General features: G+C 68.0%; 21 protein-coding genes. 9 read left to right on the plus strand and 12 right to left on the minus strand.

Features of this window, described 5'->3' with window-relative positions; translation table 11 throughout:
- Window positions 1-924 carry a methylisocitrate lyase gene (gene prpB, locus TRD_RS10040; protein ID WP_012643194.1) on the plus strand — a complete coding sequence of 308 codons (924 nt, stop codon included), beginning with the start codon at window positions 1-3 and terminating at the stop codon, window positions 922-924.
- 85 nt (window positions 925-1009) lie between these two features.
- Here the strand turns inward: prpB and TRD_RS15225 are convergent, their stop codons facing one another.
- Complete coding sequence (locus TRD_RS15225) at window positions 1010-1144, minus strand: hypothetical protein (RefSeq protein ID WP_264353693.1); 135 nt, start codon at window positions 1142-1144, stop codon at window positions 1010-1012.
- Window positions 1145-1337: 193 nt separating this feature from the next.
- Between TRD_RS15225 and TRD_RS14885 the strand changes: the two genes are divergently transcribed.
- Together TRD_RS14885 and TRD_RS10050 are read left to right on the plus strand one after the other, a co-directional pair.
- Window positions 1338-1571: a hypothetical protein gene (locus TRD_RS14885; protein WP_041437232.1), complete on the plus strand. Its 234-nt coding sequence runs from the start codon at window positions 1338-1340 to the stop codon at window positions 1569-1571.
- On the plus strand, window positions 1568-1933 hold the full coding sequence (locus tag TRD_RS10050; protein WP_012643217.1) for a hypothetical protein: 366 nt from the start codon (window positions 1568-1570) through the stop codon (window positions 1931-1933). Before TRD_RS14885 ends, TRD_RS10050 begins: the two co-directional genes overlap by 4 nt.
- A gap of 102 nt (window positions 1934-2035) precedes the next feature.
- On the opposite strand, the gene TRD_RS10055 is transcribed toward TRD_RS10050, so the two are convergent.
- On the minus strand, window positions 2036-2731 hold the full coding sequence (locus TRD_RS10055; RefSeq protein ID WP_012643058.1) for a PRC-barrel domain-containing protein: 696 nt from the start codon (window positions 2729-2731) through the stop codon (window positions 2036-2038).
- Between the two features lie 137 nt (window positions 2732-2868).
- On the opposite strand from TRD_RS10055, the gene TRD_RS10060 reads away from it, so the two are divergent.
- From TRD_RS10060 to TRD_RS10080, 5 genes are all read left to right on the plus strand, one after another.
- Window positions 2869-3324, plus strand: coding sequence for a Fur family transcriptional regulator (locus TRD_RS10060; protein WP_226980751.1), 456 nt, complete (start codon window positions 2869-2871; stop codon window positions 3322-3324).
- Window positions 3325-3497: 173 nt separating this feature from the next.
- Window positions 3498-4451, plus strand: a complete 954-nt coding sequence (locus TRD_RS10065; protein WP_226980752.1) for a metal ABC transporter substrate-binding protein — start codon at window positions 3498-3500, stop codon at window positions 4449-4451.
- Window positions 4451-5275 carry a metal ABC transporter ATP-binding protein gene (locus tag TRD_RS10070; protein WP_012642692.1) on the plus strand — a complete coding sequence of 275 codons (825 nt, stop codon included), beginning with the start codon at window positions 4451-4453 and terminating at the stop codon, window positions 5273-5275. The genes TRD_RS10065 and TRD_RS10070 overlap by 1 nt, the downstream gene beginning before the upstream one ends.
- Window positions 5259-6116 carry a metal ABC transporter permease gene (locus tag TRD_RS10075; protein WP_012642578.1) on the plus strand — a complete coding sequence of 286 codons (858 nt, stop codon included), beginning with the start codon at window positions 5259-5261 and terminating at the stop codon, window positions 6114-6116. The genes TRD_RS10070 and TRD_RS10075 overlap by 17 nt, the downstream gene beginning before the upstream one ends.
- A 288-nt stretch (window positions 6117-6404) precedes the next feature.
- The gene (locus TRD_RS10080) at window positions 6405-6809 is read left to right on the plus strand and encodes a SaoD/DsrE family protein (RefSeq protein WP_012642466.1); all 405 of its coding nucleotides are present in this window, start codon (window positions 6405-6407) and stop codon (window positions 6807-6809) included.
- A 79-nt stretch (window positions 6810-6888) separates the two neighbouring features.
- Here the strand turns inward: TRD_RS10080 and TRD_RS10085 are convergent, their stop codons facing one another.
- The 6 genes from TRD_RS10085 to nosZ all read right to left on the minus strand — a co-directional run bounded on the left by TRD_RS10085 (window position 6889) and on the right by nosZ (window position 14864).
- Window positions 6889-7284, minus strand: a complete 396-nt coding sequence (locus TRD_RS10085) for a DUF6069 family protein (RefSeq protein WP_012643160.1) — start codon at window positions 7282-7284, stop codon at window positions 6889-6891.
- A gap of 1206 nt (window positions 7285-8490) precedes the next feature.
- Complete coding sequence (locus TRD_RS10090) at window positions 8491-8943, minus strand: nitrous oxide reductase accessory protein NosL (protein WP_012643053.1); 453 nt, start codon at window positions 8941-8943, stop codon at window positions 8491-8493.
- Window positions 8940-9767 carry an ABC transporter permease gene (locus TRD_RS10095; RefSeq protein ID WP_012642952.1) on the minus strand — a complete coding sequence of 276 codons (828 nt, stop codon included), beginning with the start codon at window positions 9765-9767 and terminating at the stop codon, window positions 8940-8942. The genes TRD_RS10090 and TRD_RS10095 overlap by 4 nt, the downstream gene beginning before the upstream one ends.
- Entirely contained in the window at window positions 9757-12108 is a 2352-nt protein-coding gene (gene nosD, locus TRD_RS13830; RefSeq protein WP_012643063.1) for a nitrous oxide reductase family maturation protein NosD, read from the minus strand. The genes TRD_RS10095 and nosD overlap by 11 nt, the downstream gene beginning before the upstream one ends.
- Before the next feature lie 4 nt (window positions 12109-12112).
- Window positions 12113-12748 (minus strand): hypothetical protein, encoded by a 636-nt coding sequence (locus tag TRD_RS14890; protein WP_012642722.1) that lies wholly within the window; start codon window positions 12746-12748, stop codon window positions 12113-12115.
- An 88-nt stretch (window positions 12749-12836) separates the two neighbouring features.
- Window positions 12837-14864: a Sec-dependent nitrous-oxide reductase gene (gene nosZ, locus TRD_RS10110; protein WP_143714764.1), complete on the minus strand. Its 2028-nt coding sequence runs from the start codon at window positions 14862-14864 to the stop codon at window positions 12837-12839.
- Between the two features lie 1458 nt (window positions 14865-16322).
- Between nosZ and TRD_RS10115 the strand changes: the two genes are divergently transcribed.
- Window positions 16323-17078 carry a uracil-DNA glycosylase gene (locus tag TRD_RS10115; RefSeq protein ID WP_012642531.1) on the plus strand — a complete coding sequence of 252 codons (756 nt, stop codon included), beginning with the start codon at window positions 16323-16325 and terminating at the stop codon, window positions 17076-17078.
- Here TRD_RS10115 and TRD_RS14665 read toward each other — a convergent pair.
- The 4 genes from TRD_RS14665 to TRD_RS10135 all read right to left on the minus strand — a co-directional run bounded on the left by TRD_RS14665 (window position 17057) and on the right by TRD_RS10135 (window position 23441).
- Entirely contained in the window at window positions 17057-18370 is a 1314-nt protein-coding gene (locus TRD_RS14665) for a coiled-coil domain-containing protein (RefSeq protein ID WP_041437238.1), read from the minus strand. The two genes, TRD_RS10115 and TRD_RS14665, sit on opposite strands and share 22 nt — an antisense overlap.
- A 312-nt stretch (window positions 18371-18682) precedes the next feature.
- Entirely contained in the window at window positions 18683-20050 is a 1368-nt protein-coding gene (locus TRD_RS10125) for a TrpB-like pyridoxal phosphate-dependent enzyme (RefSeq protein ID WP_012643107.1), read from the minus strand.
- Between the two features lie 156 nt (window positions 20051-20206).
- A complete protein-coding gene (locus TRD_RS10130) occupies window positions 20207-21193 on the minus strand; it encodes a cation diffusion facilitator family transporter (RefSeq protein ID WP_012642406.1) in 987 nt (328 codons plus the stop codon).
- On the minus strand, window positions 21180-23441 hold the full coding sequence (locus tag TRD_RS10135; RefSeq protein WP_012643306.1) for an LUD domain-containing protein: 2262 nt from the start codon (window positions 23439-23441) through the stop codon (window positions 21180-21182). Before TRD_RS10135 ends, TRD_RS10130 begins: the two co-directional genes overlap by 14 nt.
- Window positions 23442-24379: the final 938 nt, after the last annotated feature.

Genomic DNA, 24379 nt, shown 5'->3' on the forward strand with positions numbered 1-24379 from the left:
ATGAGTTGGATCCGGCAGCAGCCGCGGGCGCAGCGGGAATTGGCGCAAGCGTTCCGTGATCGGGTCGCAGCCGGGCTCGTCGTCTTGCCGGGAGTCTACGATGGGCTCTCGGCGCTCTCGGCGCGGGCTGCCGGCTTTCCGGCGCTCTATCTCTCCGGTGCCGCGCTGACGGCGAGCCGGGGCCTTCCCGACCTGGGGATGATCGGGCTGGAGGAAGTGGTCGAGCGGGCCCGCGAGATCGTGCGGGCGACCGAACTGCCGCTGATCGTCGATATCGACACCGGGTACGGTGGGGTGCTCAATGCAGCGCGGGCCGCGCGGGAGCTGGTCGAGGCACGCGTGGCGGGGGTACAGATCGAGGATCAGCAGCAGCCGAAGAAGTGCGGGCATCTCTCGGCCAAGCTCCTGGCGCCAGCCGAGGAGCTGGAGCAAAAGGTGCGGGCGATCAAGGCGGTGGCTCCCGACCTCTACGTGATCGCCCGCACCGATGCCTACGAGCAGGAAGGGCTGGAGGGGGTGGTCGCGCGAGCGCGTCGGTATCTGGCGGCAGGGGCCGACGCGATCTTCCCCGAAGCGCTGCCGAGCGAGGAGGTGTTCCGGGCGGTGGCCGAGGCCCTTCCGGGTGTCACGCTGCTGGCCAACCTGACCGAGTTCGGGCGAACGCCTGCCTTCACGGCGGCCCAGGTGGCGGACTGGGGTTACCGGATCGCGTTGTTCCCGGTCTCGGCTCTGCGCGTGGCCGCTAAGGCGATGGAGCGGCTCTACCGCACGCTGGCTGCGGAGGGGACGACGCGCGGGCTGGTGGGGGAGATGCAGACGCGGGCGGAACTGTACGAGCTGCTCGGCTACTTCGCCTACGAGGAGTTCGACACGACGCTCGCGCGCTCGACCCTCCCGGAGTGGGAGCTCGGGCGCGAGGGGTGAGGAGCCTGGCAGCGCTCGGACGGCGCTCGGTCAGCGGTCTTCTCGCCGAACGGGGTGACGTGCCGATCGTGGTGGGCTGGATCCCTCAGCGTCGGCCGCGCCGAGCGGTGGCGGCGTCGACGGTGAGGTGGACTGCCTCCTCGGTGACCGAGTCGATCCACTCGGCCGGTATGTGGAGCAGTTCGCCGCCGAAGAGGCCGGGATCGACGGCCAGGCTCACGATCTCCCCGACCTGGTGGCGACGGATCCCGGTCGCTGCGGGAGGTCCAGCGTGGATCCTAGCGACGGACTCGGAGTGAAGAGGTTTCTCGCGAGTGGATGTACTCGGGAGCGTGACTGACCCGCGGGGATTGCCGGTGGAGCTTCCTGCCTCTGCCTGGGAGCATATTCGGCAGAGGCCAGGGCGAGGATTGGTGCGTCTCGAGCACGTCTTCGGGACGATCGAGGATCCACTCCTGATTGCACAGGATCGAAACTTTCCCACACGAGAGTGTTATTATCGAGCGGCGAGCGAACTCGGGTTGCCGATCGCTGCGTACCTGAAAGTCGTTGTGGATCGGGGATGGCATCCGGCGCGTGTGGTGACGGCCTACCCAGTCGATCGGCTGCATCGGTCCGAGGAGCCGGTCTGGAGGCGCGAACAGTGAGCGTGTACGAGTATCGTCCGAAAGTTCCGTCGCGCGATCAGCTGCGCGAGTCGATGCGTACGGGATCTCTCCGAGTCGTCTTCGATCCGACAGCTGATGAGCTTCTCGTGTTCTGGCGGGAATGCGAGCGTCCAGCGGTGAGCATCTTTCTCACCGAACCGGACTGGTTGGCGCTGCTCGTCGATCCCGATACGCACGAGGTCATCGGGTTCCACATCGAGGCATTCCGTCAGCGTGCGGTGCGAGAAGTGCCCGAACTGAGTGCTGTGCTGGCGCATGCTGCCCGCGATGGCGAGTCCGCCGCTCAGGGCACGGCGGAGACGCTGGCCGCTCTCCTCGGAAGGTCGGCGACCGCTGCGTGATCGGGAGCTGGTCGAGCGAATCGATCCGGTCGGACTGGACGCGCTCGCCAGTCGGGTCGTCTCGGACGGGATGGTTCTGCCTTTGCTGGACTCCAGGAGTCCTCAGCGTCGGCCGCGCCGAGCGGTGGCGGCGTCGACGGTGAGGTGGACTGCCTCCTCGGTGACCGAGTCGATCCACTCGGCTGGTATGTGGAGCGGTTCGCCGCCGAAGAGGCCGGGATCGACGGCCAGGCTCACGATCTCCCCGTCCTCGTTCAGGTGGACATGCTCGACCTTGCCCAGGCGCGTGCCGTCGCTGGCGATGACGGCTGTCCCGCGATCGATGCGCACGGTGTCCGGGGGGAGGTTCGTCGCGACCTCGACCGGGGCTGGGGTCGGGGCTGTGGAGCTAGGGAGCGTGCCTCCGCTGGGATCGTAGGGGGCGATACGCGGTTCCGGGATGACCGGCTCGCGGGCCGGTGCACCCCAGAGGAGCGGCACCGGGCCGAGTCCACCGCCACTGGGCCAGACGTATGGCAACGTGGCCGCTTCCTCGTTCGTCAGACGGACGAACTCTTCCTCGACGAAGAGCGGAAGTTCGTGTGCCTGCTCGGCATCGAGCGCGAGCCAGACGGTTCCGTCGGGGGCGACGGTGTCGATCACGGCGCGGTCGACTAGGCGGTCTTCGGTGAGGAGCAGGCCACGGTGGACGATGATGGCGCGGACCTCGCGGGTGTCAGGGTCGAGGACCAGTTGGTCGACTGTTCCGATGCGCTTCCCGTCGCGGCTCATGACTGGACGGCCGAGTTCGATATGCATGGTTGCCTCCTCGGAGCGATCGGGTACTTTCGCCTTCTCAGCATAGCGAGTGCAGCGCTGGCTGGGAAGGGGGCAGCGACGATGGAGCAGGCGTGCTCGCGCTGGGCGACACTGCGGTGCCGGTATACTGGAGAACGGTGAGGGCGATCATGCGCACGGCGGAGACGATCCTGGAAACGATGCACCAGCGCGGTTGGCGGATCACCGGGCCGCGGCGCGCGATCGTCGAGTACGTCCTGGCGCAGGATGGGCCCTTCTCCGCAGAGGAGATCTTCCGCGCGCTGCGTCGCCGCCAGCCGACGATCGGCCGGGCAACGGTCTTCCGCACGCTCGATCTCCTGGCCGAACTGGGGGTGGTCGAGCGGATCCATCATCCCTCGGGTGTGCATCGCTACGTGGTCGGTGGCGATGGGCATCGGCATCATGTCGTCTGTATCCGCTGCGGGGCGGTCGCGGAATTTGCGGGTTGTAACCTGGAGACTGTCCTCGCTCAGGTCGCCGACCAGACCCGCTTCCGGATCCTCGGTCACTGGCTGGAAGTGAGCGGGCTCTGCCAGCTCTGCCAGCGCGAACCCGCGGTTTCCTCTTCCTGAGCGAACCATGTTCTCATGGTAACGCGTCGGTCGCGTCCCGGTACGGCGCGACGACTCGGTCGCTGAACCAGCAGCTGCGTCTCGGAAATTATTGAGACATGGTATCATCCAGTGCGCCGAGCGCTGCTAGGCGCTGGTGGATGAGACGGCGTATCATGACGAGGGAGGGTGCGATGCACCGACGATGGACGGTACTCGGGCTGCTCGTCCTCGCGGGGCTGCTGGTGGCGGCCTGCGGGCAGAGTGCGACGCCGACCGTGCAGCCGGCGGCGATGCCGAGCGGGCAGCGCGTCGTGGTGGTGACGAGTCTGCCGATCTTCGCCACGATGGTCGAGGCAGTTGGTGGGGATCTGGTCTCGGTCAGCGCGGTCCTGCCGCCGGGGACGGATCCGCACACGTACCAGCCGGCTCCGCGCGACGTGGCCAAACTGGCTCAGGCGGCACTGGTGGTGTACAACGGCGGTGATCTGGATCCCTGGATGGAGCGCCAGCTGGAAGCCGTTGGTAGCCGGGCACGCGTCGTGGCGCTCAGCGCGGGATTGGAGCCGCCACCGGGGATCGAGGCGGGGCACGAACATGAGCACGAGGGCACGCCGGAGGCGGAGCACGAGCAGGGAGTGAACCCGCACTTCTGGCTGGATCCGGACTTCGGGATCGTCTACGTCGAGCGGATCGCCGAGGCGCTCGCCGAGGTCGATCCAGCGCATGCCGAGACCTACCGGGCGAATGCCGAGCGGTATAGCCAGGAAATCCGCACGTTCGACGAGTGGGCGAAGGGGCAGATCGCCACGATCCCGCCCGAACGGCGGAAGCTGGTCACGTTCCACGATGCGTTCCCCTATTTTGCGGCACACTATGGACTGGAGCTCGTGGGTGTCGTCATCCTGAGTCCAGGGCGGGAGCCCTCGCCGCAAGAGGTGGCGCAGCTGGTCGAGCGGATTCGCCAGGAGGGGGTACCAGCCATCTTCGTCGAGCCGCAGTTCAACCCGAAACTGGCGCAGACGATCGCCCAGGAGGCGGGTGTGCGGGTGCTCGAGCTTTACAGCGATGCGGCACCGGCCGGTCTGGATTATCTGGGGATGATGCGGCAGAACGTGACCAACGTGGTCGAAGGGTTGCGTGGGTAATGCAGCGAGGAACGGCAGCGCCGGAGCGAGCAGCGCGCGAGGCGACGGCTCTCGCGATCACCGTCGAAGGGCTCACGACGGGCTACCGGCGTGGCGAGCCGATCCTGCGCGGGGTGAGTTTCGCGGTCGAGCGCGGCTCGCTGGTCGGCGTGCTGGGGCCGAACGGGAGCGGGAAGTCGACGCTGTTCCGTGCGTTGCTCGGCCTCTTGCCACCCTGGCAGGGGCGCGTGCTCGTGGAAGGGAAACCAGCGCGCCCCAATCCGGATATCGCCTACATTCCGCAGCGGGAGACGATCGACTGGGACTTCCCGGTCACTGTCCTGGACGTGACGCTGATGGGGCGCTACCCGCGGCTGGGGCTGTTCCGTCGCCCCGGAAAGGCTGACCGCGAGCTGGCGCTGTGGGCGCTCGAGCAGGTGGGGATGCTGGAGTTCCGCGACCGGTTGATCGTCGAGCTTTCCGGTGGGCAACGGCAGCGCGTCTTCCTCGCGCGGGCACTGGCGCAGGAGCCGGAGATCTTTCTCCTCGACGAGCCAGTGAGCGGTGTCGATGCACCGACCCAGCACTTCGTGTTCGAACTCCTGGAGCGGCTCTGTCGGCAGGGAAAGACGGCGCTGGTGGCGACCCACGATCTTTCCTGCGTGGCGCAACGGTTCGACCGCGTGCTGCTCCTCAACCATGAGGTGATCGCCTATGGGCCACCGCAAGAGGTCTTCACCGAGACGCTGCTCAACCGCACGTTCCAGTCGCATCTGCTGCTCCTGCGCTACGGTGACCGGGTGATCGTAGTGGAAAGCGAGGACGGGGATGAGCGGAGTTGTTGACCTCCTCCTCGAGCCACTGCGCTACGGATTTCTGCTGCGTGCGCTCGTTGCGGCCGTGCTGGTCGGTACGTTGTGCGCGCTGGTCGGCAGCTACGTCGTCCTCAAGGGGCTGGCGTTCATCGGCGATGCGCTGGCGCACGTCGCGTTCACCGGCATCGTGGTGGCCTTCCTGGCAGGCTTCAGCTTCTACCTAGGGGCGCTGGCCGCTGCGGTGACGGCCGGGCTGGGCATCGGCTGGGTGACCCGGCGCGTCGGCTTGAGTACCGATACGGCGATCGGGATCGTGTTCAGTGGGCTCTTCGCGCTCGGCGTCGTCCTGATGGCGATCGGTATCCGGACGTACACGGTCGATCTTTTCAGCTACGTCTTCGGCGATATCCTGGCGGTGCGCTCGCGCGATCTCCTGGCGATCGGGCTGGCTGGGGCAGTCGTGCTGGTGACGATGCTGCTGCTGTACAAGGAACTCCTCTTCGCCCACTTCGATCCCGTGGTGGCCGAAGCGGCCGGTTTGCCCGTTGGGGCGTTGCAGCTGCTGCTCCTGCTGCTCCTCTCGGTGACGGTCGTGGTCTCGGTGCAAGCAGTCGGTGTGGTCCTGGTGCTGGCGATGCTGGTCACGCCGGCAGCGACTGCCGCGCTGGTCGCTCGCCGGATGCCGAGCATGATGGCGCTGGCGGTCGTCTTCGGTGCCGTCGCGGCAGCGGTCGGCTTCTACCTGAGCTACTACCTCAGTGTCCCCTCCGGTGGGGCGATCGTGCTGGTCGCGACGCTGTTCTTTGCGCTGGTCGCCGGGGTCGTGCGCGGGCGCGGGGCGTGGCGGCGCCTCATGGCGGCGCGCAGCTGAGCGCGCACGCCCCGGCCCGAGGTTCCGTGAGAACGACCAGCGAGGTGCTCCCCGTTCCCGATCTCGGGTAGCTGATCGACGTGCACTGCAGGAGCTCGCAAGCAGGTCGGCAGGGGGTGTCGGTCTAATTGAGACCGAGTATCATGAAGTAGCGATACGTCGGCGAGTGTCCGACGCACGGTTGCGCGAACGCTCCGGTGAGCGCGCACGGGAGCGCGGAAAGGGGGTAGTCGGAACGATGGCGCGCCACCGGTGCGGTTGGTTGGCGACTGGACAGGAGGGAAGCGGATGCGAGTGGCCTATGTGTTCGCGACGCCGCGAGCGGCGAGCTACAAGCTGGGGCAGATGATCCTGCCCCAGCTCGAGGCGGGGACGCACGGGGTCGAGGTGGTCGGGATGTTCTTCTTCGACGACAACGTCTTCGTCCTGCGCGCTGGCGATCCGATCGGCGAGCGGCTGGCGCGGATCGCCCAGGGAAAGGGGATCCTGCTCATGATGTGCGACATGTGCGCGCTAGAGCGGCATCTGGCCGAGGGGCAGCCGCGCTGGTGCGATCCAGTGACTGGCCGCGGGCGGACCGAACCAGCGGAGATCCGTCCGGTCGGGACGGTCGCTGGCGTGCAGGTCGGCTGCTTCCCCGATCTCTACGCGGCGCTGGCGCAGAACCCACCCGATCAGGTGATCACGCTCTAGCGAGCATCTCGGCTGATCGACTAGCGGCACCCCCTCGCCTGCTGTGCCCGATCGGGGACTTCCCGACCGGGCACGCGCGTCAGAGCCGGGCGCGCCGGCGCTCGAACTGGTAGAGGCCGGCCAGGATGGCCAATGTCGCCACCACGTGCATCAGGATGAGCAGGAAGCGTGTACCCGGCCGTTCGGTAGCGGCGAACGGCGGCACGAGCAGGACCGCGAAGACGACGAGCGCGACGATGAAGAAGATCAGGAAGGGGCGGCGAGTCCAGCGCCGGAGCAGCGCGTAGAAGGCGGTTCCGGCGAGCAACGGCACGATGGTGAGGATCACCACTTGCGGCAGTCCGATCTCGCTTTCCGGCTGGCCAGGTGGCTGGACACGCAGCGAGACCCCGACGGCGCGCGCGATCGCCCAGAGGACCGCATTGACGATCGCTGCCAGCACTGCTGCGACGACTCCATACCGCAGGAGCAGCATGATATCCCTCCGTTTCCGATCTTCCGCTTTCCGAAAGGCAATGCCCAACCGGCATTCGCCGGAAGCGCAGGCAGGAGAACGAGAAAAAGATTATCATGTCCGGTCGATCGTGCAAGCTGGTGCCGACGAACGCGTGGCTTTCGGCAGGGTGCGTGATCAGCACTGTGCGAGGATCGCCGTTTGCCAGCCGGTGCTGCGCGCGCAGCACCCCCACGCCGGCGCGCGAGCCGATGGGGGTGCCGCATCGCCGAGCCGAGCGGCCAAGTGATCGCCCAGCACGGTACCGGTCCTGCGCTCTCGACCAGTCAGATGCATGCCTCGGGGGTCGACCGCGCCGCAAGGCGCTCCACGCCTTGCCCCCACAGGGGAGACATCGCACTGCCTCCCACGGCCGGAGCTGGTCCCACGACGCTGCACACCAACGCCGCACCGATCGTCGAGCATCCGGTACTCCATCACCTCGGGGTCGGGCGCTGCCCGACCCACCGGCCCGGGAGAGCCGGGAATCCAGGGCGGGCGCGGTGGGGAGCGTGTCACCGGGATCGTCAACGCCCACGGTTGGGTGCCACCGTGTTTGCCGCGCCTGTGGCGCGGTCGGGCGCGGCAGCGCCTCGCCCCGACAGGAGTGGGCGGCGCGTCGCCGGTCGGGCATCCATTTGCCACGGTGGGGGGCCCGCCCATGCTGTAGGGATCAGGCACTGCCTGACCCGCTGGCCCGGGAGGGCCGGTAATCCCCTGGTGGGGCGCTGGTCACGGTGCCGCTGGGATCGCCGAGGCGGCCGATACACGTCACGAGGGGCTGCCGCGCCGCAAGGCGACGGGCGCGGCACACTGCACCCCTACACCGGTTGGGCGAGCATCCCCAGCAGGGCCCATGCGTGCCACGGTTCGGTGGTGCGCCGACCGCCTTGTAGGGGTCGGGCGTTGCCCGACCCGCCGGCCCGGGGAGGGCTGGGCATGACCGACCATGGGTGCGGTGTCCAGCGCACGGTCCGTCCTACCAGGGCCAGCGGTCACGGTGTGCGCGACCATGCTACTGGCCTGTCGAACCCTCCGTGTGTCCTCCGGCGGGCTCGGTACCCCGAGGCCGGCGTGCGGCAGGGGGCCGACCCGAGCAGCGCGTTCCTCCGGGGGAACCGCGAAGGCGCGAGCAGCCGGGGGCTGCTCCGGGTGTTCGGCTCCTGTCGCTGCCCCCGTGTTTCTGGCCTAGCGGGGGCGCTGAAGCGGCCGAGCGAGCAGTTCGTCCCAGGTCACCAGCTCACCGCCGAGTTCGCGCTGCTGCGCCTCGGCCATGCTCGGGTCGGCGAAGGCCGCGATCCCCCAACCCATCGGCGAGCGGACACCGGAACTCACCAGGTAGCGGGCGGCGGGCGCATCCATCCAGGTTTGGCTCTCGAAATCGTGCACCCAGATGGCTGCCCATGCGGGGGAATACTTCTGTCGATAGGTGAGCAGGCAGCCGATGTCGTCGAAGAGCGTCGTATCGCCGTTCGCCGTCGCGGCAGCAGCCGCAAAACGCCGATCGGAGATGATCATCCCGCACTCGCTGCAGACATCGCGCCCGAGGCGGATCTCCGGTGGGGTGAGCGCTTTCTGACGCCGGCATGCTCCTGCCGAGAGGCTTCCCAAGAGCACCATGAGAAACAGCCGACGGGTCATCGCGACACCTCCCGGCGCAGAACGATGTAGGCGAAACCGGTGCCCGCGGCGATCCAGAGAAGGAGCGTCGTTGGCAGCAAGATCCAGAGACTGGCCCCGAACCGCTCGTCAGCATAGAGCCCGGCCGGTCCGAGCAACTCCAAGGTGCCAGCGAGCAAGCGCAATGCGGCGATACGATAGGTCTCCACCGGGTTGCCCAGCGCGATGGCTAGGAGCCAAGCTGGGGGGAGACGGACAGCCAGCGCAGTTCCCATGAGCCCCAAGTCGCCGAGCAGGACGAGGAGGAGCCAGGCACCGAGGCCCAGGCTCACGGCAGTGCTGGTGCGGGCACAGCGACTGGAGAGCAAGAGCCCAAGCGCGAGGGAAGCCCACGCCAGGAGCACGGTCAAGCCGGCCAGGGCGAGGAAGGCGAACGGATCGGTGGCGCCAACGAGGAGGAGCACGACGGAACTCGCCCCGAAGCCGACGAGAACGGCGGCCGCCAGCGCTGCTCCCATGCCCAGCGCCTTGGCCAGAAAGAAGGTCGCAGTGCTGACCGGCTGCGTCAGCCAGAACTCGAGCGCGCCCCGCTCCCGGTCTCCCGCGATAGCCAGCGCTCCCAGCGTGATCCCCATCAAGGGGACGAGCAGGAGCATGAGGTTGACGAGACTAGCGGCTGTACGCCCGAAGCCGCTGACCGGGCTGGCAGCGCCGGTCAGGGAAACGAGCAGCGACAGAGCGAGACTCAGGATAAGGAGCGCGAGCGCATCGGCGATGAACCAGCGGTTGCGGAACGCATCGCGGAGCTCTTTCTGGGCCAGGACGACGAACGCCTTACCACCCATCGGAGGCCTCCAAGCGGAAGTCGCGGACGCGGATACCGACGCGGGCAAGCAGGAAGAAAGGCTCGGCTTTGCGATCCCGAGTGACGAGGACACGCACCTCGTGGCCCACGCGGTAGGCGAGGAAGCCGTGCGCGCTCAAAAGGTGCGTCGCTGGCTGCAACGCTTCTTCCTCCAGCTGGAGGACGAGGAGTTGCTGCACATCCTGCTTCGGCTGGAAGACCGACCGCGACTCCGCAACGAGGTGACCGTCTTGCAAGCGGAGGACGCGGGTAGCCAACCGCCAGACATCGTCCGGCCGGTGAGAGGCGAAAACGATGGTCCGCCCCTCGTCGCGCAATCGCTCCAGCACGGCTAAGAGATCCTCGCGGGCGGTGGCATCGAGGTTGGCGGTCGGTTCGTCGAGCAAGAGCAGTGGGGGATCAGCGATGGTGGCGAGGACGAGCGCCAGGCGCTGCTGCATCCCGCCGGAGAGGGTGCGCATCGGCTGGTGCCAGGCCTGCTCGAGACCGAAGGTTCTCAGTCGTTCCCAGGCGCGCTCGAGCGGTTCACCGCGCAACTGGGCGATCGTGGTCACCAATTCCCCGACCGGCAGATCGAGCAGCGGCAGCTGCTGCGGCACGTAGCCGATGCGCGCCCGCACAGCCGGGCCATCGCGGAGAGGCGAGCGACCGAAGACGGAAACCGTTCCCTCGTAGTTGGTTCGCCCGAGCAAGCAACGCAGGATGGTCGTCTTCCCTGCCCCGTTCGGCCCCCAGAGCGCGACCGCCTCACCGGGCTGAACCGCGAAGCTCACCCCGTCCAGCACCATGCGTTCCCCATAACGCTTGCGGAGCTGGTTGACCTGGATCACCGGTGCGACCGCGGCGATCTCCTGCTCGAGATCGGCCTGCTCGGGGGCGAGGCAGGAGATGGTGGACGTCGAGGCGGCTGGCGCTCCGGCCAGAGCGAGCGCCGGGCGTGGCCGTCGGAACGCCACAAGGAGCGGTAGCAAGGCGAGCCCGAGAACACCCAGGGAGAGGAATGCCCGGTAAGGGGCTGGAGCTGGCGCGTCCCAGGGAACAGCCGGCCAGGGTGTCGCGGCGACCAGCGGGGATGGATCGGCCAGTCGTGGTGGCGGCTGGAAGAGCGGGACAGCTCGAGCGGCGAGATCGAGTGCCATCGCCGCGATGCTGAAGCGGAAGAAGGCGAGGAGCGGCGCGCGATCAGTGAGCGCGCTGGAGAGTGCCCGGCTCTCGTACGGGAGGTCACCGATGCCGTCGCGGTCGGCATCGTAGCCGGCATAGTCGCTCCAGAAATTCCCGCGTCCGTTTTCCTCCCAGGAGAGATGCTGGAGCGTCCCGCCACCTTGCGGAACAGCCTGCTCGATGTTCTCGAGCATCGTATTGCCGGCGATCACGTTGCGGCGAGTCGCCGGGCTGACGAGGAGCCCGATATCATTGTAGGCGATCCAGTTCCCGCTGATCCGATTGACGACGTTTTCGGAGATCGGGGAGTTGTCGATATAAAGGCCGACTCGATTACGCAGCATCAGGTTTCCTTCCACCAGGGCCCCATCCGTCTCCTTGAGCGCGAGCCCGTGCCCGGAGGGGCCGCGGTTGTGCAGGAAGACGTTGCCGCGAACGGTCATGCGTGCGCCGTACATGAGGTAGAGGCCGACCGAGTTATCGCGCAGGACGTTGCGCTCGATCGTGCTGTCGTTGGAGTACATGAAATGAATGCCGTAACGGCCGCGCTCGACCAGGTTGCCCTCCACGAGCGTCCCGTCAGAATACCAGACCAGCACGTCCCGGCTGTCCTGCACATGATTGCCGACGACGCGGGCACGTGGGCTGTACCAGAGCTTGATCCCGTCACCGCGTTGTGGTTCGGGAAGTGGTTTGCCGACGACGAGATTTTCTTGCACGAGTCCGTCGGGTGCATCGAGCAGCTGGATACCGAAGAGGCTGTCGAGCACCCGGTTGCCGATGATGCGCGCCTGCGCTGCCGTGACCAGGATCCCGGAATCCTCGCGGTCGTGGCTGGTGCCGCTGCCGCGGACCACGAACCCCTCGAGATGCACCTCCGGCGCTGCCACGTGGACGACGGTGCTTCTTCCACCGCCGTCGATGATCGGCCAGTCCTCGCCGAGCAGCGTCACGGGGCGATCGATCACCAGCGGCCCAGGATAGTACCCACCGCGCACGCGAATCACTGCGCCAGCCGGTGCCGCGGCGATCGCGGCCGCGAGATCGCGCTGTGGGCAGTCCGGGCAGACGAGAATCTCCCCGGGACTGGTGGCCTGAACCGGGGCGAGTGGCGTCAGCAGGAGCGCGAGTGCTGCAGCGAGGACGAACCGTCGCATCGTCTCACCCCCGTTGCGCTGGCCCGCGCAGGCGAGCGATGATGCCGACCAGCGCGCTCGCAGCGGCGAGCACGGCGAGGTAGAGTCCGCTATCGAAGCGGGTCTCCACCACGAACTGCCCGACGCGACCCGTCCCGAACACCGGTGGCGTGAAGGGTCGGATGGCGCTGGAGAGCGCAGCGTGCGGGTCGAGGTGGTGCCCGAAGTACCAGAGCCAGTACTGCAGGTCAGCGACGAAGACCAGTGGGAAGATGACGACGAGGATAGCCAGGAGGGCGGTCCAGCGGCGCCGGAGGAGACCAGCGAGGAGCGCCACCAGGGCGAGCGCGAGGACGCCGTAGGGGGCGATCGCACGCTCGAAGGGGGCAGCATCCTCCAGCTTCATCATTCCGATGTAGTGGTTGAGGCCGTTGACCTCTTGCACGTCGCCGGTCAGCTTGGTGAGAGAGATCCACACGCGGAGTCCGCCCGGGTATTGAGGGGCGAGCAAGGTCATATGCCAGTAGGGAAGGGAGAGCGAAAGCGCGAGCGCTGCCGCTGCGAGGAAGAACGGGATACGATCGCCGATGCGCGCAACTACTCGCGCGATCGCTTGGCTGATACCGGCTTGGGCTGGGGCCCGAACGGTGATGCCGGTCATGGTTCCGATCCTTTCTCGACTCGATGGTTTGCCTGTTACCGGTCGAAGTGGGGCTGAGGGAAATTCCCTCAGCCCCACCGCTGCGGGATCAGGTCGGCTTCACCAGGAAGTAGCCCATCATCTCGAGATGCAGGGCGGAGCAGAACTCCGTGCAGTAGAACGGGAAGGTGCCTGGGATATCGGCCTTGAAGCGGATGGTCTGCGTCTCGCCCGGCTCGAGACTGAGGTTGATGTTGTAGCCACCGAGGGCGAACCCGTGCGTGGCATCCTTAGCACGCTCGATGTTGGTGAGGTGCCAGATCACCTCGTCCCCCTGCTCCACCTCGATCAGATCGGGACGAATCTGGCTGCGCAGGAGCACACCCCAGATCTCGACCGTCTTGCCGCGGCGCTCGATCCGCTCCTCGCCGACCTTGAGCACGGCGTTGGGATCGGTGCTTTGCGTGTGCGGATTCCAGCCGACCTCGGGATAAATCTCCCACGACTTGATCCGCTCCCGCTTGATAATCTGGGCGTAGTGCGGTTCGCCGATACCGATCGGGCAGTCGTAGAGGACTCGCATCGGCTGATTCGGGGCGATCGAGACCAGTTGCGCATTCTGCGGCAGAAGCGGCCCGAGGCTGGCGTAACGATCGACCGACCACTTGTTGTGGACGACCAGGAAGCGACCGGCCGGCTTGGTCGTATCTCCCTCGACAGCGGCCAAGTGGCCGATGTTGTACTGCACCGGTAGCTTCTCGACGAGCTTCCAGCCATCGTCACGATATGGCTTGCCGAGTGCCCACTTCGCCACGGCGCTGTCCAGGAACAAGCTCGTGTAGGCGTAACCCTGGTCGTCGAACTGGGTATGGAGCGGACCGAGCCCCAGCTCCACCTGTGCTTCCACACACTGCTCGAACGGCAAGACGGGAATGCCATACTCGTCGGTATCCCACTGGCCAGCCTGGATCGCTTGCTGGATCTTGGCGAAGCTGTAGACCGTCACGTGCGGATCGAGCTTCCCGGCCACGACGATGTAGTCCCCACCTGGCGTCACGTCTACACCGTGCGGGCTCTTCGGCTCCGGGATCAGGAAGAGAACGCCTTCCTTCGCTGCGACGTCCATCCGGATGACCTTGAAACCGTTGATCTCCTCGTACTTGCCGGCCGCGATGACCTCTTCTGCCTTCTTCCAGTTGACGACGTGGAGATAGTCCATGTCGCGCTGGGTCGTCGCGATCTCCAGGGCTGGCCGGCCTTCGGCGATACCCGGAATCGCGAGTTCCGTGTTGATCGAGTTCCAGAAGGCCCAACCGTGAGACGGTCCCTTGCCGGCATCGGCTAGGTCATGCCAGTAGGGCGGCGTCTCGATCGCGAACGACTGCTCGGGGACGATGCGGCCCTTCTGCCGATCGAACTTCCAGAACGTGAGGACGCCGCGATACTTTTCCTTGTACTCGGTGATCGGCGCGTAGACGCCCCCCAGCGGCACCGAGTACTGGTCGGCCTCCAGCACGTACTCGGTGTTCGGAGTGACGAAGCAGCCGCCGTGCTCGTTCACCAGAAGCGGGTTCTTGACGATCTGCTTCGTCTCGAAATCGCGCAGGTCGATGACAGCGACGCGACCGTTCGCCTTGTCGTTGATGAACAGGAACTCGCCGTCGTACTCCCCGTTCGTCTCGCTCAAGGCTGGATGATGGGTATCGCCCCAGAGAATCGGTTTACCGTGGAAGTACCCGCCCTCGAGGACCTCATTCGTGTACCCGCCGTAGCCATAGCCCTGCCAGGGCTCGGGGGTGAAGACCGCGATCACCTTGAGGAGCCGCATCGAGGGGAGACCGTGTACGAGCACCTGGCCACCGTGGCCGGTGGAGGAGAACATCAGGTACTCGTCGTACTTCCCGGAGGGAACATACGTCATGAGCGCGGCCGTCACGTCCTCCGGTGTCAGCTGCCGTGCCTTGATGATCTCGTCGGCGCTCGCCCCCAGCTTGGGTGTTTCTTCTTTGCGCTGGAAGACACTGCAACTGGCCAGCAACGCACCCGCCGAAAGACCAGCCGCGGTTCCCAGAAGGCCGCGCCGACTCACCTTACGCTGACCGATCGAGGACGGTGGTCGATCCTGTCGTTCAGCCATCGTCGATCCTCCTCGACTCATCCGGTGCGGTCCTTGCCGCTCCTCGTTCCCGTTTTCAGTCTCGTCGGGGAACGACGGAGCGAACACGCCCAGGCGGGTAGTTTCGCGACTCTCCAACCGGGGAGTCTCTTCCTACCCGAACGGGTAGGAGCCGAGCGCAAGGCGACTGCTCACGATGTGGCGAGCGAACGTGATGCAGCGGGATCTCGCTGTCTGCAGTGTCAGCGCGTCGGTCGGAGCGACGCGGCACGTCGTCCACCGGCGCGGCACGCACTGGATGGGCCGACCGTTGGCGCGGTCACCAGTCGCCCGCGGCGTGACTGCTGGCCCCGGTAGGACGGACCGTGCGCTGGACACCGCACGCCCATTCCCGGCCCTTCGGGCCGGCGGGTCGGGCGGCGCCTGAGCCCGACACAGGGAGTCGGCAGCGCCGAACCGTGGCAAGTATCGGGCTACAGGGGATGGACCGCGCAACCGGTGCCAGGGCGATGCGCTGCGTCGCCTGACCACCCCACCGGCTCGGCGACCTGGGCGGCAATCATCCTCACGGCCATGTCGCTCGGCATTGTGGGCATCCGGCCACGCCGCACGCCCATTCCCGGCCCTTCGGGCCGGCGGGTCGGGCAACGCCCGACCCCTACAAGGCAGACAGCGCACCGCCGAACCGCGGCGCGCATGGGCCCTGCTGGGGATGCTCGCCCAACCGGTGCAGGGGCGCGGTGTGCCGCGCCCGTCGCCTTGCGGCACGGCAGCCCCTCGTGACGTGTATCGGCCGCCTCGGCGATCCCAGCGGCACCGTGACCAGCGCCCCACCAGGGGATTGCCGGCCCTGCCAAGCCAGCGGGTCAGGCAGCGCCTGACCCCTACAGCATGGGCGGGCCGCCCACCCGTGGCAAATGGATGCCCGACCGGCGATGCGCCGCCCACCCCTGTCGGGGCGAGGCGCTGCCGCACCCAACCGCGCCACAGGCGCGGCAAACACGGTGGCACCCAACCGTGGGCGTTGACGATCCCGGTGACACGCTCCCCACTGCGCCCGCCCTGGATTGCCGGTCCTCCCGGGCCGGCGGGGCAGGCAGCGCCCGACCCCGAGGTGATGGGGATACCGGGTGCTCGACGATCGGTGCGGCGTTGGTGTGCAGCGTCGTGGGACCAGCTCCGGCCGTGGGGGGCGGTACGGTGTCTCCCCTGTGGGGGCGAGGCGTGGAGCACCTTGCGGCGCGGTCGACCCCCGAGGCATGCATCTGACTGGTCGGGAGCGCAGGACCGGTGCCGTGCTGGTCGGTCACCTGGCCGGGCTGCTCGGCGCTGCAGCAGCCTCATCGGCTCGCGCGTGCACGACCGGTACCGGGAATCGCCCGCACAGCGCACCCGCGCGGGGACCACACTGGCACACGCTGCCCGTGCTGGCCTGGCGCCATCGACTCCGCTCGGCGCACACTCGTGCGGGAGGGACTGATGGACCGCACGGTTGACCGACTGAGTGCACTCGCCCAGCGGATCGTCGCCTGCGCGGCCTGCCCGCGTTTGGTTGCCTATCGGGCGGCTGTCGCGCAGGCGAAGCGCCGGGCGTACCGCGACGAGGACTATTGGGGAAAGCCGGTTCCCGGCTTCGGCGATCCGCAGGCACGAGTGATCGTCGTCGGGCTGGCGCCCGCAGCGCACGGAGGGAACCGGACGGGACGGATGTTCACCGGCGATGCCTCGGGTGACTTTCTCTACCGTGCGCTGTACCGCGTGGGCTTGGCCAACCAGCCAGTGAGCCGACAGCGCGGGGATGGGCTGGCGTTGCGCGAGGCGTACATCACGGCAGCCTGCCGCTGTGCTCCTCCCGACAATCGGCCGACCCGGGAGGAACTCGCGCGCTGCCGGCCCTATCTGGTCGAGGAACTGGGGCTGCTCGAGCAGGCTCAGGTGCTCGTCTGCCTGGGCCAGATCGCGTTCGAGGCAGCACTGGCTGCCCTGCGCGAGCTCGGAGCGGGTCAGCCCGAGCCGGTAGGGGAGGTGGCGACGCCGCGGCCGCGCTTCCGGCACGGCGCGCTCTACCGGTGGCCAGCGCTCCCCTGGCGCAACAGCACGCTGTGGCTCATCGCCAGCTACCATCCCAGCCGGCGCAACACGCAGACGGGATTGCTCGACGAGGCGATGCTGGACGCGATCTTCCGGACCGCACGCCAGCTCGCCGACGAGACTCAGTCCAACGCGACCGGCTGAGGAGCGACCGCTTCGCCGAGTTCGTCGAGGATGCCGATCCCGAGGGTGCGGGCGGCCTGGTCGACTCGGCGATCGACCGAATAGCCGTAGAGGTATGCCATGGTCAGGCCGCTGACCCCCTGCTCGCGGAGGGCTCGGCGGACCTGCTGCTGCTGGAGCTTGCCAGCGAACTCCACGACATCGCGCGGATGGAGGCGGGCCTTCGCCTCGACGATGAACCAGTACTCTCCCCGCTCGGGGTGACGCATGAGGACGACGACGTCGAACTCACCGTTCACGGCGACTGCCCGCGGTCGGGTCACCGGTTCCCAGCCAGCTGCTCGGTAGAGGTCGAGGATCCGGCGCAAGGCGCGGAGTTCGACCTCAGCGCCGTAGAGGCGAGACAGGCGATCCAGTCGGTGGTCGTGCTCCTCCGTCTTGCGGGTCAGCGCGGTCACGGCTTCGGTCAATGTGGTGATGGCGGCACGCATCTCGCGCATCTCGACCTCGATGCGATCGAGCCGCTCCTCGTGCCGGTCGAGCCGCTCCTCCTGGCGTGCCATGCGCTCTTCCTGGCGGGCGGCGATCTCCTCCAGGCGAGCGAGGCGTTCTTCCTGACGGGCGGCGATCTCTTCGAGGCGAGCGGAGCGCTCCTCCTGGCGAGCCATGCGCTCTTCCTGGCGGGCGGCGATCTCCTCCAGGCGAGCGAGGCGTTCTTCCTGGCGAGCGGCGATTTCTTCGAGGCGAGCGGAGCGCTCCTCCTGGCGAGCCATGCGCTCTTCCTGGCGGGCGGCGATCTCCTCCAGGCGGGCGAGGCGTTCTTCCTGACGGGCGGCGATTTCTTCGAGGCGAGCGGAGCGCTCCTCCTGGCGTGCCATGCGCTCTTCCTGGCGGGCGGCGATCTCCTCCAGGCGGGCGAGGCGCTCCTCTTGACGCGCAGCGATCTCTTCGAGGCGAGCGATCCGCTCGTCTTGGCGAGCCAGGAGTGCACGGATCTCCTGGAGTTCGGTGTCGTGCCGCCGGGTGAGTTCGGCAAGTTCGCGGATCAGCTCGCGGAGGTCGGCGACTTGCTGCTCGACGCGGGAGAGCCGCTCGTCGTGGCTGCGGACGACCGTCACGAGCTCCCTAACGGCTTCGGTGAGCGACTCCACCGCTTGCTCGAGCCGGTCGACGCGGCGACTCAGGTCGCGCACCTCAGTCGGGAGCGTCAGCAATTCCTGGGTCAGCACATACCGCCGGAGTTCCTCCCGTAACTCCGGATGCTGCTCGATCAAATCCAGGAACTTTCGGAACTCTTCGACGGTGAACGCCATCGCCGGCCTCCGATCGCCTCCAGTCTATCACGTCACCGGGCCGAGCGAACGCTCGATCCGGTGCGCGAGCGGTGCGGTCGGGCGGAGCAGCGCGAGCCGCGTCCCACTCGGTAACCCAGGTGCCCTGGTCGATCGGGCACGGTGCTCGGCACAGCGACGACCGCGGGACCGCGAGTCCGACCGAGCCAGTCAGTGACGCTGTCGTCAGGAGCGGTGCTGCCAGCGCGAGCAGGTATCCCCGAAAAACACCCCGCCGCCCCGATCGTGCAACGGGAGCAGCGGGGTGCGGTCGCAAGTCGCTCGTCGCGGTGGTCAGCCGCTGACCTTCGGCAGCTCGGCGAGCGCCTGGCGGACTGCTTCCTCGGGATACTCGTAGTCTTCCAGCTTCCCGGCGAGGTAGGCCTCGTAGGCTGCCAGATCGAAGTGGCCGTGCCCGCTCAGCCCGATCAGGATCGCCTTCTCTTCGCCAGTCTCGGCGCAGCGGCGGGCCTCGTCGATCGCAGCGCGCACGGCATGTGCCGATTCGGGAGCGGGAATGATCCCCTCGGCACGGGCGAACAGAACGGCTCCCTCGAACACCTTGGTCTGCGGGAGCGCGATCGCCTCGATCAGTCCGTGCTCGTAGAGGTGGCTGACCAGTGGTGCCATCCCATGGTAGCGCAAGCCACCGGCGTGGATCCGGGCAGGGATGAAGGTGTGGCCGAGCGTATGCATCTTGAGGAGCGGCGTCGTCCGTGCCGTATCGCCGAAGTCGTAGGTATAGACGCCGCGGGTGAGCGACGGGCAGGCGGCCGGTTCGACGGCGACGATGCGCACGTCCTTCCCCTGAAGCTTGTCCCGCACGAAGGGAAAAGTGAGACCAGCGAAGTTGGAACCGCCCCCGACACAGCCAAAGATGACGTCCGGGTAGTCACCGGCCAGCTCGAACTGCCGGAGCGCCTCCAGCCCGATGACCGTCTGGTGCAGGAGCACGTGGTTGAGCACGCTCCCGAGCGAGTACTTGGTGTCCGCGCGCGAGGCTGCGTCCTCGACCGCCTCGGAAATGGCGATTCCGAGGCTTCCCGGATGCTCGGGATCCTGCTCGTAGAAGCGCCGGCCGGACGCGGTGTCGGGACTGGGGCTGGGGACGCACTGGGCTCCCCAGGTCTCCATCAGGATACGCCGGTACGGCTTCTGGAGATAGCTGGCCCGCACCATATACACCTTGAGTTCCATACCGAAGAAGGCGCAGGCCATGGCGAGCGAGCTTCCCCACTGACCCGCTCCGGTCTCGGTGGTGAGCCGCTTCACGCCGGCCTGCTTGTTGTAGTAGGCCTGGGCGACCGCCGTGTTCGGCTTATGACTCCCGGCCGGGCTGACCCCTTCGTACTTGTAGTAGATGCGCGCTGGTGTACCGAGCACGCGCTCGAGCCGACGGGCTCGGAAGAGTGGCGTCGGTCGCCAGAGTCGGTAGACGTCGAGAACCGGCCCGGGGATCGCGATCCAGCGCTCGCGGCTCACTTCCTGGAGGATGAGTTCCATCGGAAAGACGGGTTCGAGGTCGGCCGGACCCACCGGTTCCCCGGTCCCTGGGTGGATGGGCGGTGGGGGAAGCGTGGGGAGATCGGCGGCCAGGTTGTACCAGTGCGTTGGGAGATCGGCCTCGGTCAACACGAACTTGACGGTCTCTGCTGCGCTCACCCTCGTCCTCCGCTTTGCCTGTTGTGCCGCTCGTCACTGCAGGCATTGTAACGAAACGACCGGATCCTGCAAGAGATCGTCCTGCAGCCGCCTTCCCGGCAGGCCTGGCCTGCACGCGTGTCGCCAGTGGCTGTCGTTCCGGGTCGACCGCGCTCGTCAACGCTGGCTCGTGGTGGTCTCCTCGGCCAGTGGCAAGAGGCAGCTGCGCAAGCCTTCCGGTGAATCGAGTGAGCAGCCGCGGAATGCTTCCGGGAGCCCAGCCGGTTCCTCGGGTTGGAGCGTCACGTGCAGGATCCCGAAGCGGTCACGCAGAACCTGGGCGAGATCGAGGAGCACCGCTGGCCACGGGCGCGTCTCGTCCACTTCGACGTGTCCGCTCAGCGCGATGAAGCCGCTGGTGACCGTCCAGACATGGAGATCGTGCACGTCGACGACACCAGGGACGGTGCGCATGGCAGCGCGGATCGCGCCGGGATCGAGGTGAGCCGGTGTGGCTTCCAGCAGGACCTCGACCGAGTCCCAGAGCACACGCCAGGCGGAGCGCAGGACGAGCAACCCGATGGCCGCCGAGAGCAGCGGATCGACCGGCGTCCAGCCGGTCAGCCAGATGATCGTGCCGGCGGCGATGGCCGCGACCGAGCCGAGCAGGTCACCGAGGACGTGCAGGAAGGCGCTCCGCAGGTTGACGTCGTGACGATGCAGCGCGCCGCGCGAGAGAACCCACGCTGCTGCGCCATTGGCTGCCAGCCCAGCCAGCGCGATGGCGAGCATCAGCGGAGCATCGACCGGCCGAGGATGGAGCAGGCGCTGGAACGCTTCCCAAAAGATGCCGGCACAAACCAGTATGAGGAAGGCGGCATTGGCCAGCGCGGCCAGTACCTCGGCCCGATAGAAGCCGTAGGAGCGCGCCGGCGTGGCCGGTCGACGCGCCAGCAGGCTGGCGAACAGCGCGAGTCCGAGTGCTGCCGCATCGGTCGCCATGTGGGCGGCATCAGCCAGGAGGGCCAGCGAGCCAGCCAGCCACCCGCCGATCGCCTCTGCCACCATGAAGACCAGCGTGATGCCGAGCGCCCAGGCGAGCGCGCGCTGCTTGTACTCGGCCCGCAGACTGGCCGGGGTGTGCTGGTGCTCATGCCGGTGCATGGATCGTGCGTTCTCCCTGTTCCACTGGCGGGCCTGCGAGATCGGCCAGGCGCTCGGCGGCGAGTTCCGCCAGGTGGACTGCTCGTTGCGGATTCCCCCGCGCGTGCAGCCCGCCGCGGATCTGCATGAGACACCCCGGATTGTCGGCTACGACGAGCGGTGCGCCAGTCGCGCCCGCCGTGCGCAGCTTGCGCTCCAGGATGGCTGCCGAAAGCTCCGGGTAGTCCAGGCTGAAGGTCCCGCCGAACCCGCAGCAGAAGCTCGATTCCTCCATCTCCACTACCGTACAGCCCAGGACCTCGCTGAGGAGGCGCCGGGGCTGCTCGCGCAAGCCGAGCGCATTGGCCGACTGGCAGCTGTCGTGGTACGTCACGACTGGGCCAGGTCGCGACCACTCCTGCGGGCCGAGCTGGGCGATCCGGTCGAGGAAGGTGACGAAGTCGACCACGCGGGCAGCAGCGCGGGCCGCGCGCTCGCGCCACGCCGGCTCGTCGCGGAAGAGGTGCTGGTAGTCCTGCGCGATCGCCGCGAAGCAGCTCGTCGAGGGGGTGACGATCCAGTCCGCCTCGACCCGCTCGAGGAGCGCGATCGTCTGTCGTGCCATGGTGCGGGCGTGTCGGCGGTCGCCTGCGTTGTTGGCCACCAATCCGCAGCAGTGCTGTTCGAGCGGGAAGACCACGCGGCAGCCGCAGGCCTCCAGCACCTGGACGGCCGCTTCGCCCATCTCGGGCAACAGCCGATCGATGAGGCAGCCGGGGAAGAAGGCGACCGTCTGGCCGACGACGCGGCTGCCAGCGAAGCGGGGCGGCGGGGCCGCTCGTTCGCCGACCAGCTCCGGCGCCAGGTGCCGCAGCCGGTCGCGCAATGGCCGCCGGGCCGGGGCCGGCAGGTGCCGGCTGCTCGTCGCACCATCGACGAGCGGCAGCGCGCGGAGGAAGCCGTCGCGGTCGGCCAGCGGTGCAGCGGCGAGCGCCGCGAGCCGGGCCCAACGGTCGCCGCTGCGCGGGTCGCTCCAGCGCTCGAGCACGGCTCGCTTGAGGAAGGGGAGCCCGAGTCGCTCGGCCACGCGGGCGCGCACATCGAGAATGAGGCGCGGGATCGGGATGGCGACCGGGCAGACGGTCTCGCAGGCGTTGCAGGAGACGCAGAGACTCTGAGGGTCGGCTACCGCCTCCAGCCCATGATGGATGGCGGTCAAGGGTAGGCCGATCGGGCCGGTATAGATGTGCCCGAAGAGATGCCCACTGACCACCTGGTAGGGTGGGCACACGTTCGAGCAGGCACCGCAGCGGATGCAATAGAGGGCATCGACCAGTTCCGGATCCTGGCGCGCCGCCAGGCGCCCATTGTCGAGCAGGACGATGTGCAGCTCGCGCGGCCCGTGCGCGCCGCGCACCAGCTGGATCTCGATGTCGGCCGTGCGGGTCGGACCGGTGACGAAGAGGACGCGGACGGTCAGTTTCTGGGCAGCACCGGCTCGGGGCAGGACGCGCAGCAGGGGCGGGATATCGTCCAGGGTGGGGACGATCTTGTCGATACCGACCACCGCGACGTGAATCGGGGGGAGAGTGGCGACCAGTTCGGCGTTCCCCTCGTTGGTGACGATGACGAGCGTGCCTGTCTCGGCGATGGCGGCGTTGGCGCCGGTGATGCCGATATCTGCCTCGATGAAGGCGCGCCGGAGTTCCTGGCGGGCGACCTCGACCAGCTGCGGGGGATCGGGCGCGATCGGGCGACCGAGCACCCGGGAGAAGAGCTCGGCGATCTGCTCGCGCGACTTGTGGATGGCTGGGCCGATCAGGTGCGACGGCCGCTCGCCAGCCAGCTGCACGATCCACTCACCCAGGTCGGTCTCCACGACGCGGGCTCCGGCATGCTCGAGCGCCTCGTTGAGGCGGATCTCCTCGGTGGCCATCGACTTCGACTTGACGACCAGGCGAGCCCCGGTGCGCTGGACGAGTTCGGCGATGTAGCGGCGGGCGTCTTCGGCCGTGCGTGCCAGATAGACGCTCGCGCCGACCGCCTCAGCCTGGCGCTGGAACGCGGCGACGAGCTCCGGAAGCTGGGCGATCGCCGCCTCCTTGCGCCGACGGAGATCGGTGCGCAGGGCGGAGAAGTCGACGTCGGCGAACGCCTCGGCCCGTCGCTGGCGATAGCGGGTGAGCGTCCGCTCGAGCGCCTCGCGCTGGGCACGGTTGGCGAGCGCTGTGTCGAGCGCGCGCTGGAATGCTTTGCTTCTTGCCGGCATGGCTCTCCTTCCTCTCCTGCCCTGACGCGTCCGCTTGCCTGTCAAGTGTAGCGCTTGGGCGCGCTGTGCGAGACGGTGCGGAAGTGTCGTCCGCCGCGCTGCGGGCCTCGGACGCGGGGGAGCCAGGCACGCCTGGCCGCTCCACGAGGTGGGTGGTCAGGTGCTGGCGAAACGGATGCGGATGTTCGTGACCGGTCGGATGGTCGGCCCTGCCCTGTCGAGATCAGGCGGTGCTCGACCTGCTGGCCCGGTGGGGCCGCGAATGCCGCCGTAGGACGATGGCCACAGTGCCAGTGGGAACGTCGACGAGGTCGATGCATGCCACGGCAATGTGCCGCGCCACCGGCGCGGCGGGCGAGGCAGCGCCTCGCCCCTACAGGGGAGGGGCGGTCGTCTCCAGTTCGACACCGACCTGGCACGGTGGGGCGGTATCCCCCGTCCTGTAGGGGTCAGGCGCTGCCTGACCCGCCGGCCCGGTAGGGCCGGGAATAACCACCGTCGCCAGTGTGCGGATGCCGATCACGGCCGGAGTGCGCCCGGGGCTGAAGCCCCGGGCTGAATCCGCAAGCCCCCTGAAGGGGGCTGTGAGGCGCCCAGGCGCCCGAGTCGATCGGCTGGGTGCAGGCGCCGTTGGGATCAGCCGGCTTCAGCCGGCTTGGGGAGTGAGCCCGGCCGTTCACGGCCGGGCGATCGAGGATACAGCCGCTCGGCTGATCGGCGCTGCGTGTCGTGCGAGACGTGTCGGCCACGCGGAATCGCCGCGCCACCGGCGCGGCGGGCGAGGCGCCGCCTCGCCCCTGCGCGGTGAGGTGGTGTTTCGGCGTCGTGCCGGATGGCTGCCGCGGTGGGGCAGCACCCCCGCCTCGTAGGGGTCAGGCGCTGCCTGACCCGCCGGCCCGGTGGGGCCGGCAATCGCTGGGTGGGGCGATGGGCATGGT

Origin of the sequence: Thermomicrobium roseum DSM 5159, from assembly GCF_000021685.1 — a bacterium.
GTDB lineage: Bacteria > Chloroflexota > Chloroflexia > Thermomicrobiales > Thermomicrobiaceae > Thermomicrobium > Thermomicrobium roseum.

Excerpts from the sequence above, each read along its gene's own strand:
- prpB (WP_012643194.1), top strand. The coding sequence starts at position 1 with ATGAGTTGGATCCGGCAGCAGCCGCGGGCGCAGCGGGAATTGGCGCAA.
- TRD_RS10055 (WP_012643058.1), bottom strand. The coding sequence starts at position 2,731 with ATGCATATCGAACTCGGCCGTCCAGTCATGAGCCGCGACGGGAAGCGC.
- TRD_RS10065 (WP_226980752.1), top strand. The coding sequence starts at position 3,498 with ATGCACCGACGATGGACGGTACTCGGGCTGCTCGTCCTCGCGGGGCTG.
- TRD_RS10070 (WP_012642692.1), top strand. The coding sequence starts at position 4,451 with ATGCAGCGAGGAACGGCAGCGCCGGAGCGAGCAGCGCGCGAGGCGACG.
- TRD_RS10075 (WP_012642578.1), top strand. The coding sequence starts at position 5,259 with ATGAGCGGAGTTGTTGACCTCCTCCTCGAGCCACTGCGCTACGGATTT.
- TRD_RS10080 (WP_012642466.1), top strand. The coding sequence starts at position 6,405 with ATGCGAGTGGCCTATGTGTTCGCGACGCCGCGAGCGGCGAGCTACAAG.
- TRD_RS10085 (WP_012643160.1), bottom strand. The coding sequence starts at position 7,284 with ATGCTGCTCCTGCGGTATGGAGTCGTCGCAGCAGTGCTGGCAGCGATC.
- TRD_RS10090 (WP_012643053.1), bottom strand. The coding sequence starts at position 8,943 with ATGACCCGTCGGCTGTTTCTCATGGTGCTCTTGGGAAGCCTCTCGGCA.
- TRD_RS10095 (WP_012642952.1), bottom strand. The coding sequence starts at position 9,767 with ATGGGTGGTAAGGCGTTCGTCGTCCTGGCCCAGAAAGAGCTCCGCGAT.
- nosD (WP_012643063.1), bottom strand. The coding sequence starts at position 12,108 with ATGCGACGGTTCGTCCTCGCTGCAGCACTCGCGCTCCTGCTGACGCCA.
- TRD_RS14890 (WP_012642722.1), bottom strand. The coding sequence starts at position 12,748 with ATGACCGGCATCACCGTTCGGGCCCCAGCCCAAGCCGGTATCAGCCAA.
- nosZ (WP_143714764.1), bottom strand. The coding sequence starts at position 14,864 with ATGGCTGAACGACAGGATCGACCACCGTCCTCGATCGGTCAGCGTAAG.
- TRD_RS10115 (WP_012642531.1), top strand. The coding sequence starts at position 16,323 with ATGGACCGCACGGTTGACCGACTGAGTGCACTCGCCCAGCGGATCGTC.
- TRD_RS14665 (WP_041437238.1), bottom strand. The coding sequence starts at position 18,370 with ATGGCGTTCACCGTCGAAGAGTTCCGAAAGTTCCTGGATTTGATCGAG.
- TRD_RS10130 (WP_012642406.1), bottom strand. The coding sequence starts at position 21,193 with ATGCACCGGCATGAGCACCAGCACACCCCGGCCAGTCTGCGGGCCGAG.
- TRD_RS10135 (WP_012643306.1), bottom strand. The coding sequence starts at position 23,441 with ATGCCGGCAAGAAGCAAAGCATTCCAGCGCGCGCTCGACACAGCGCTC.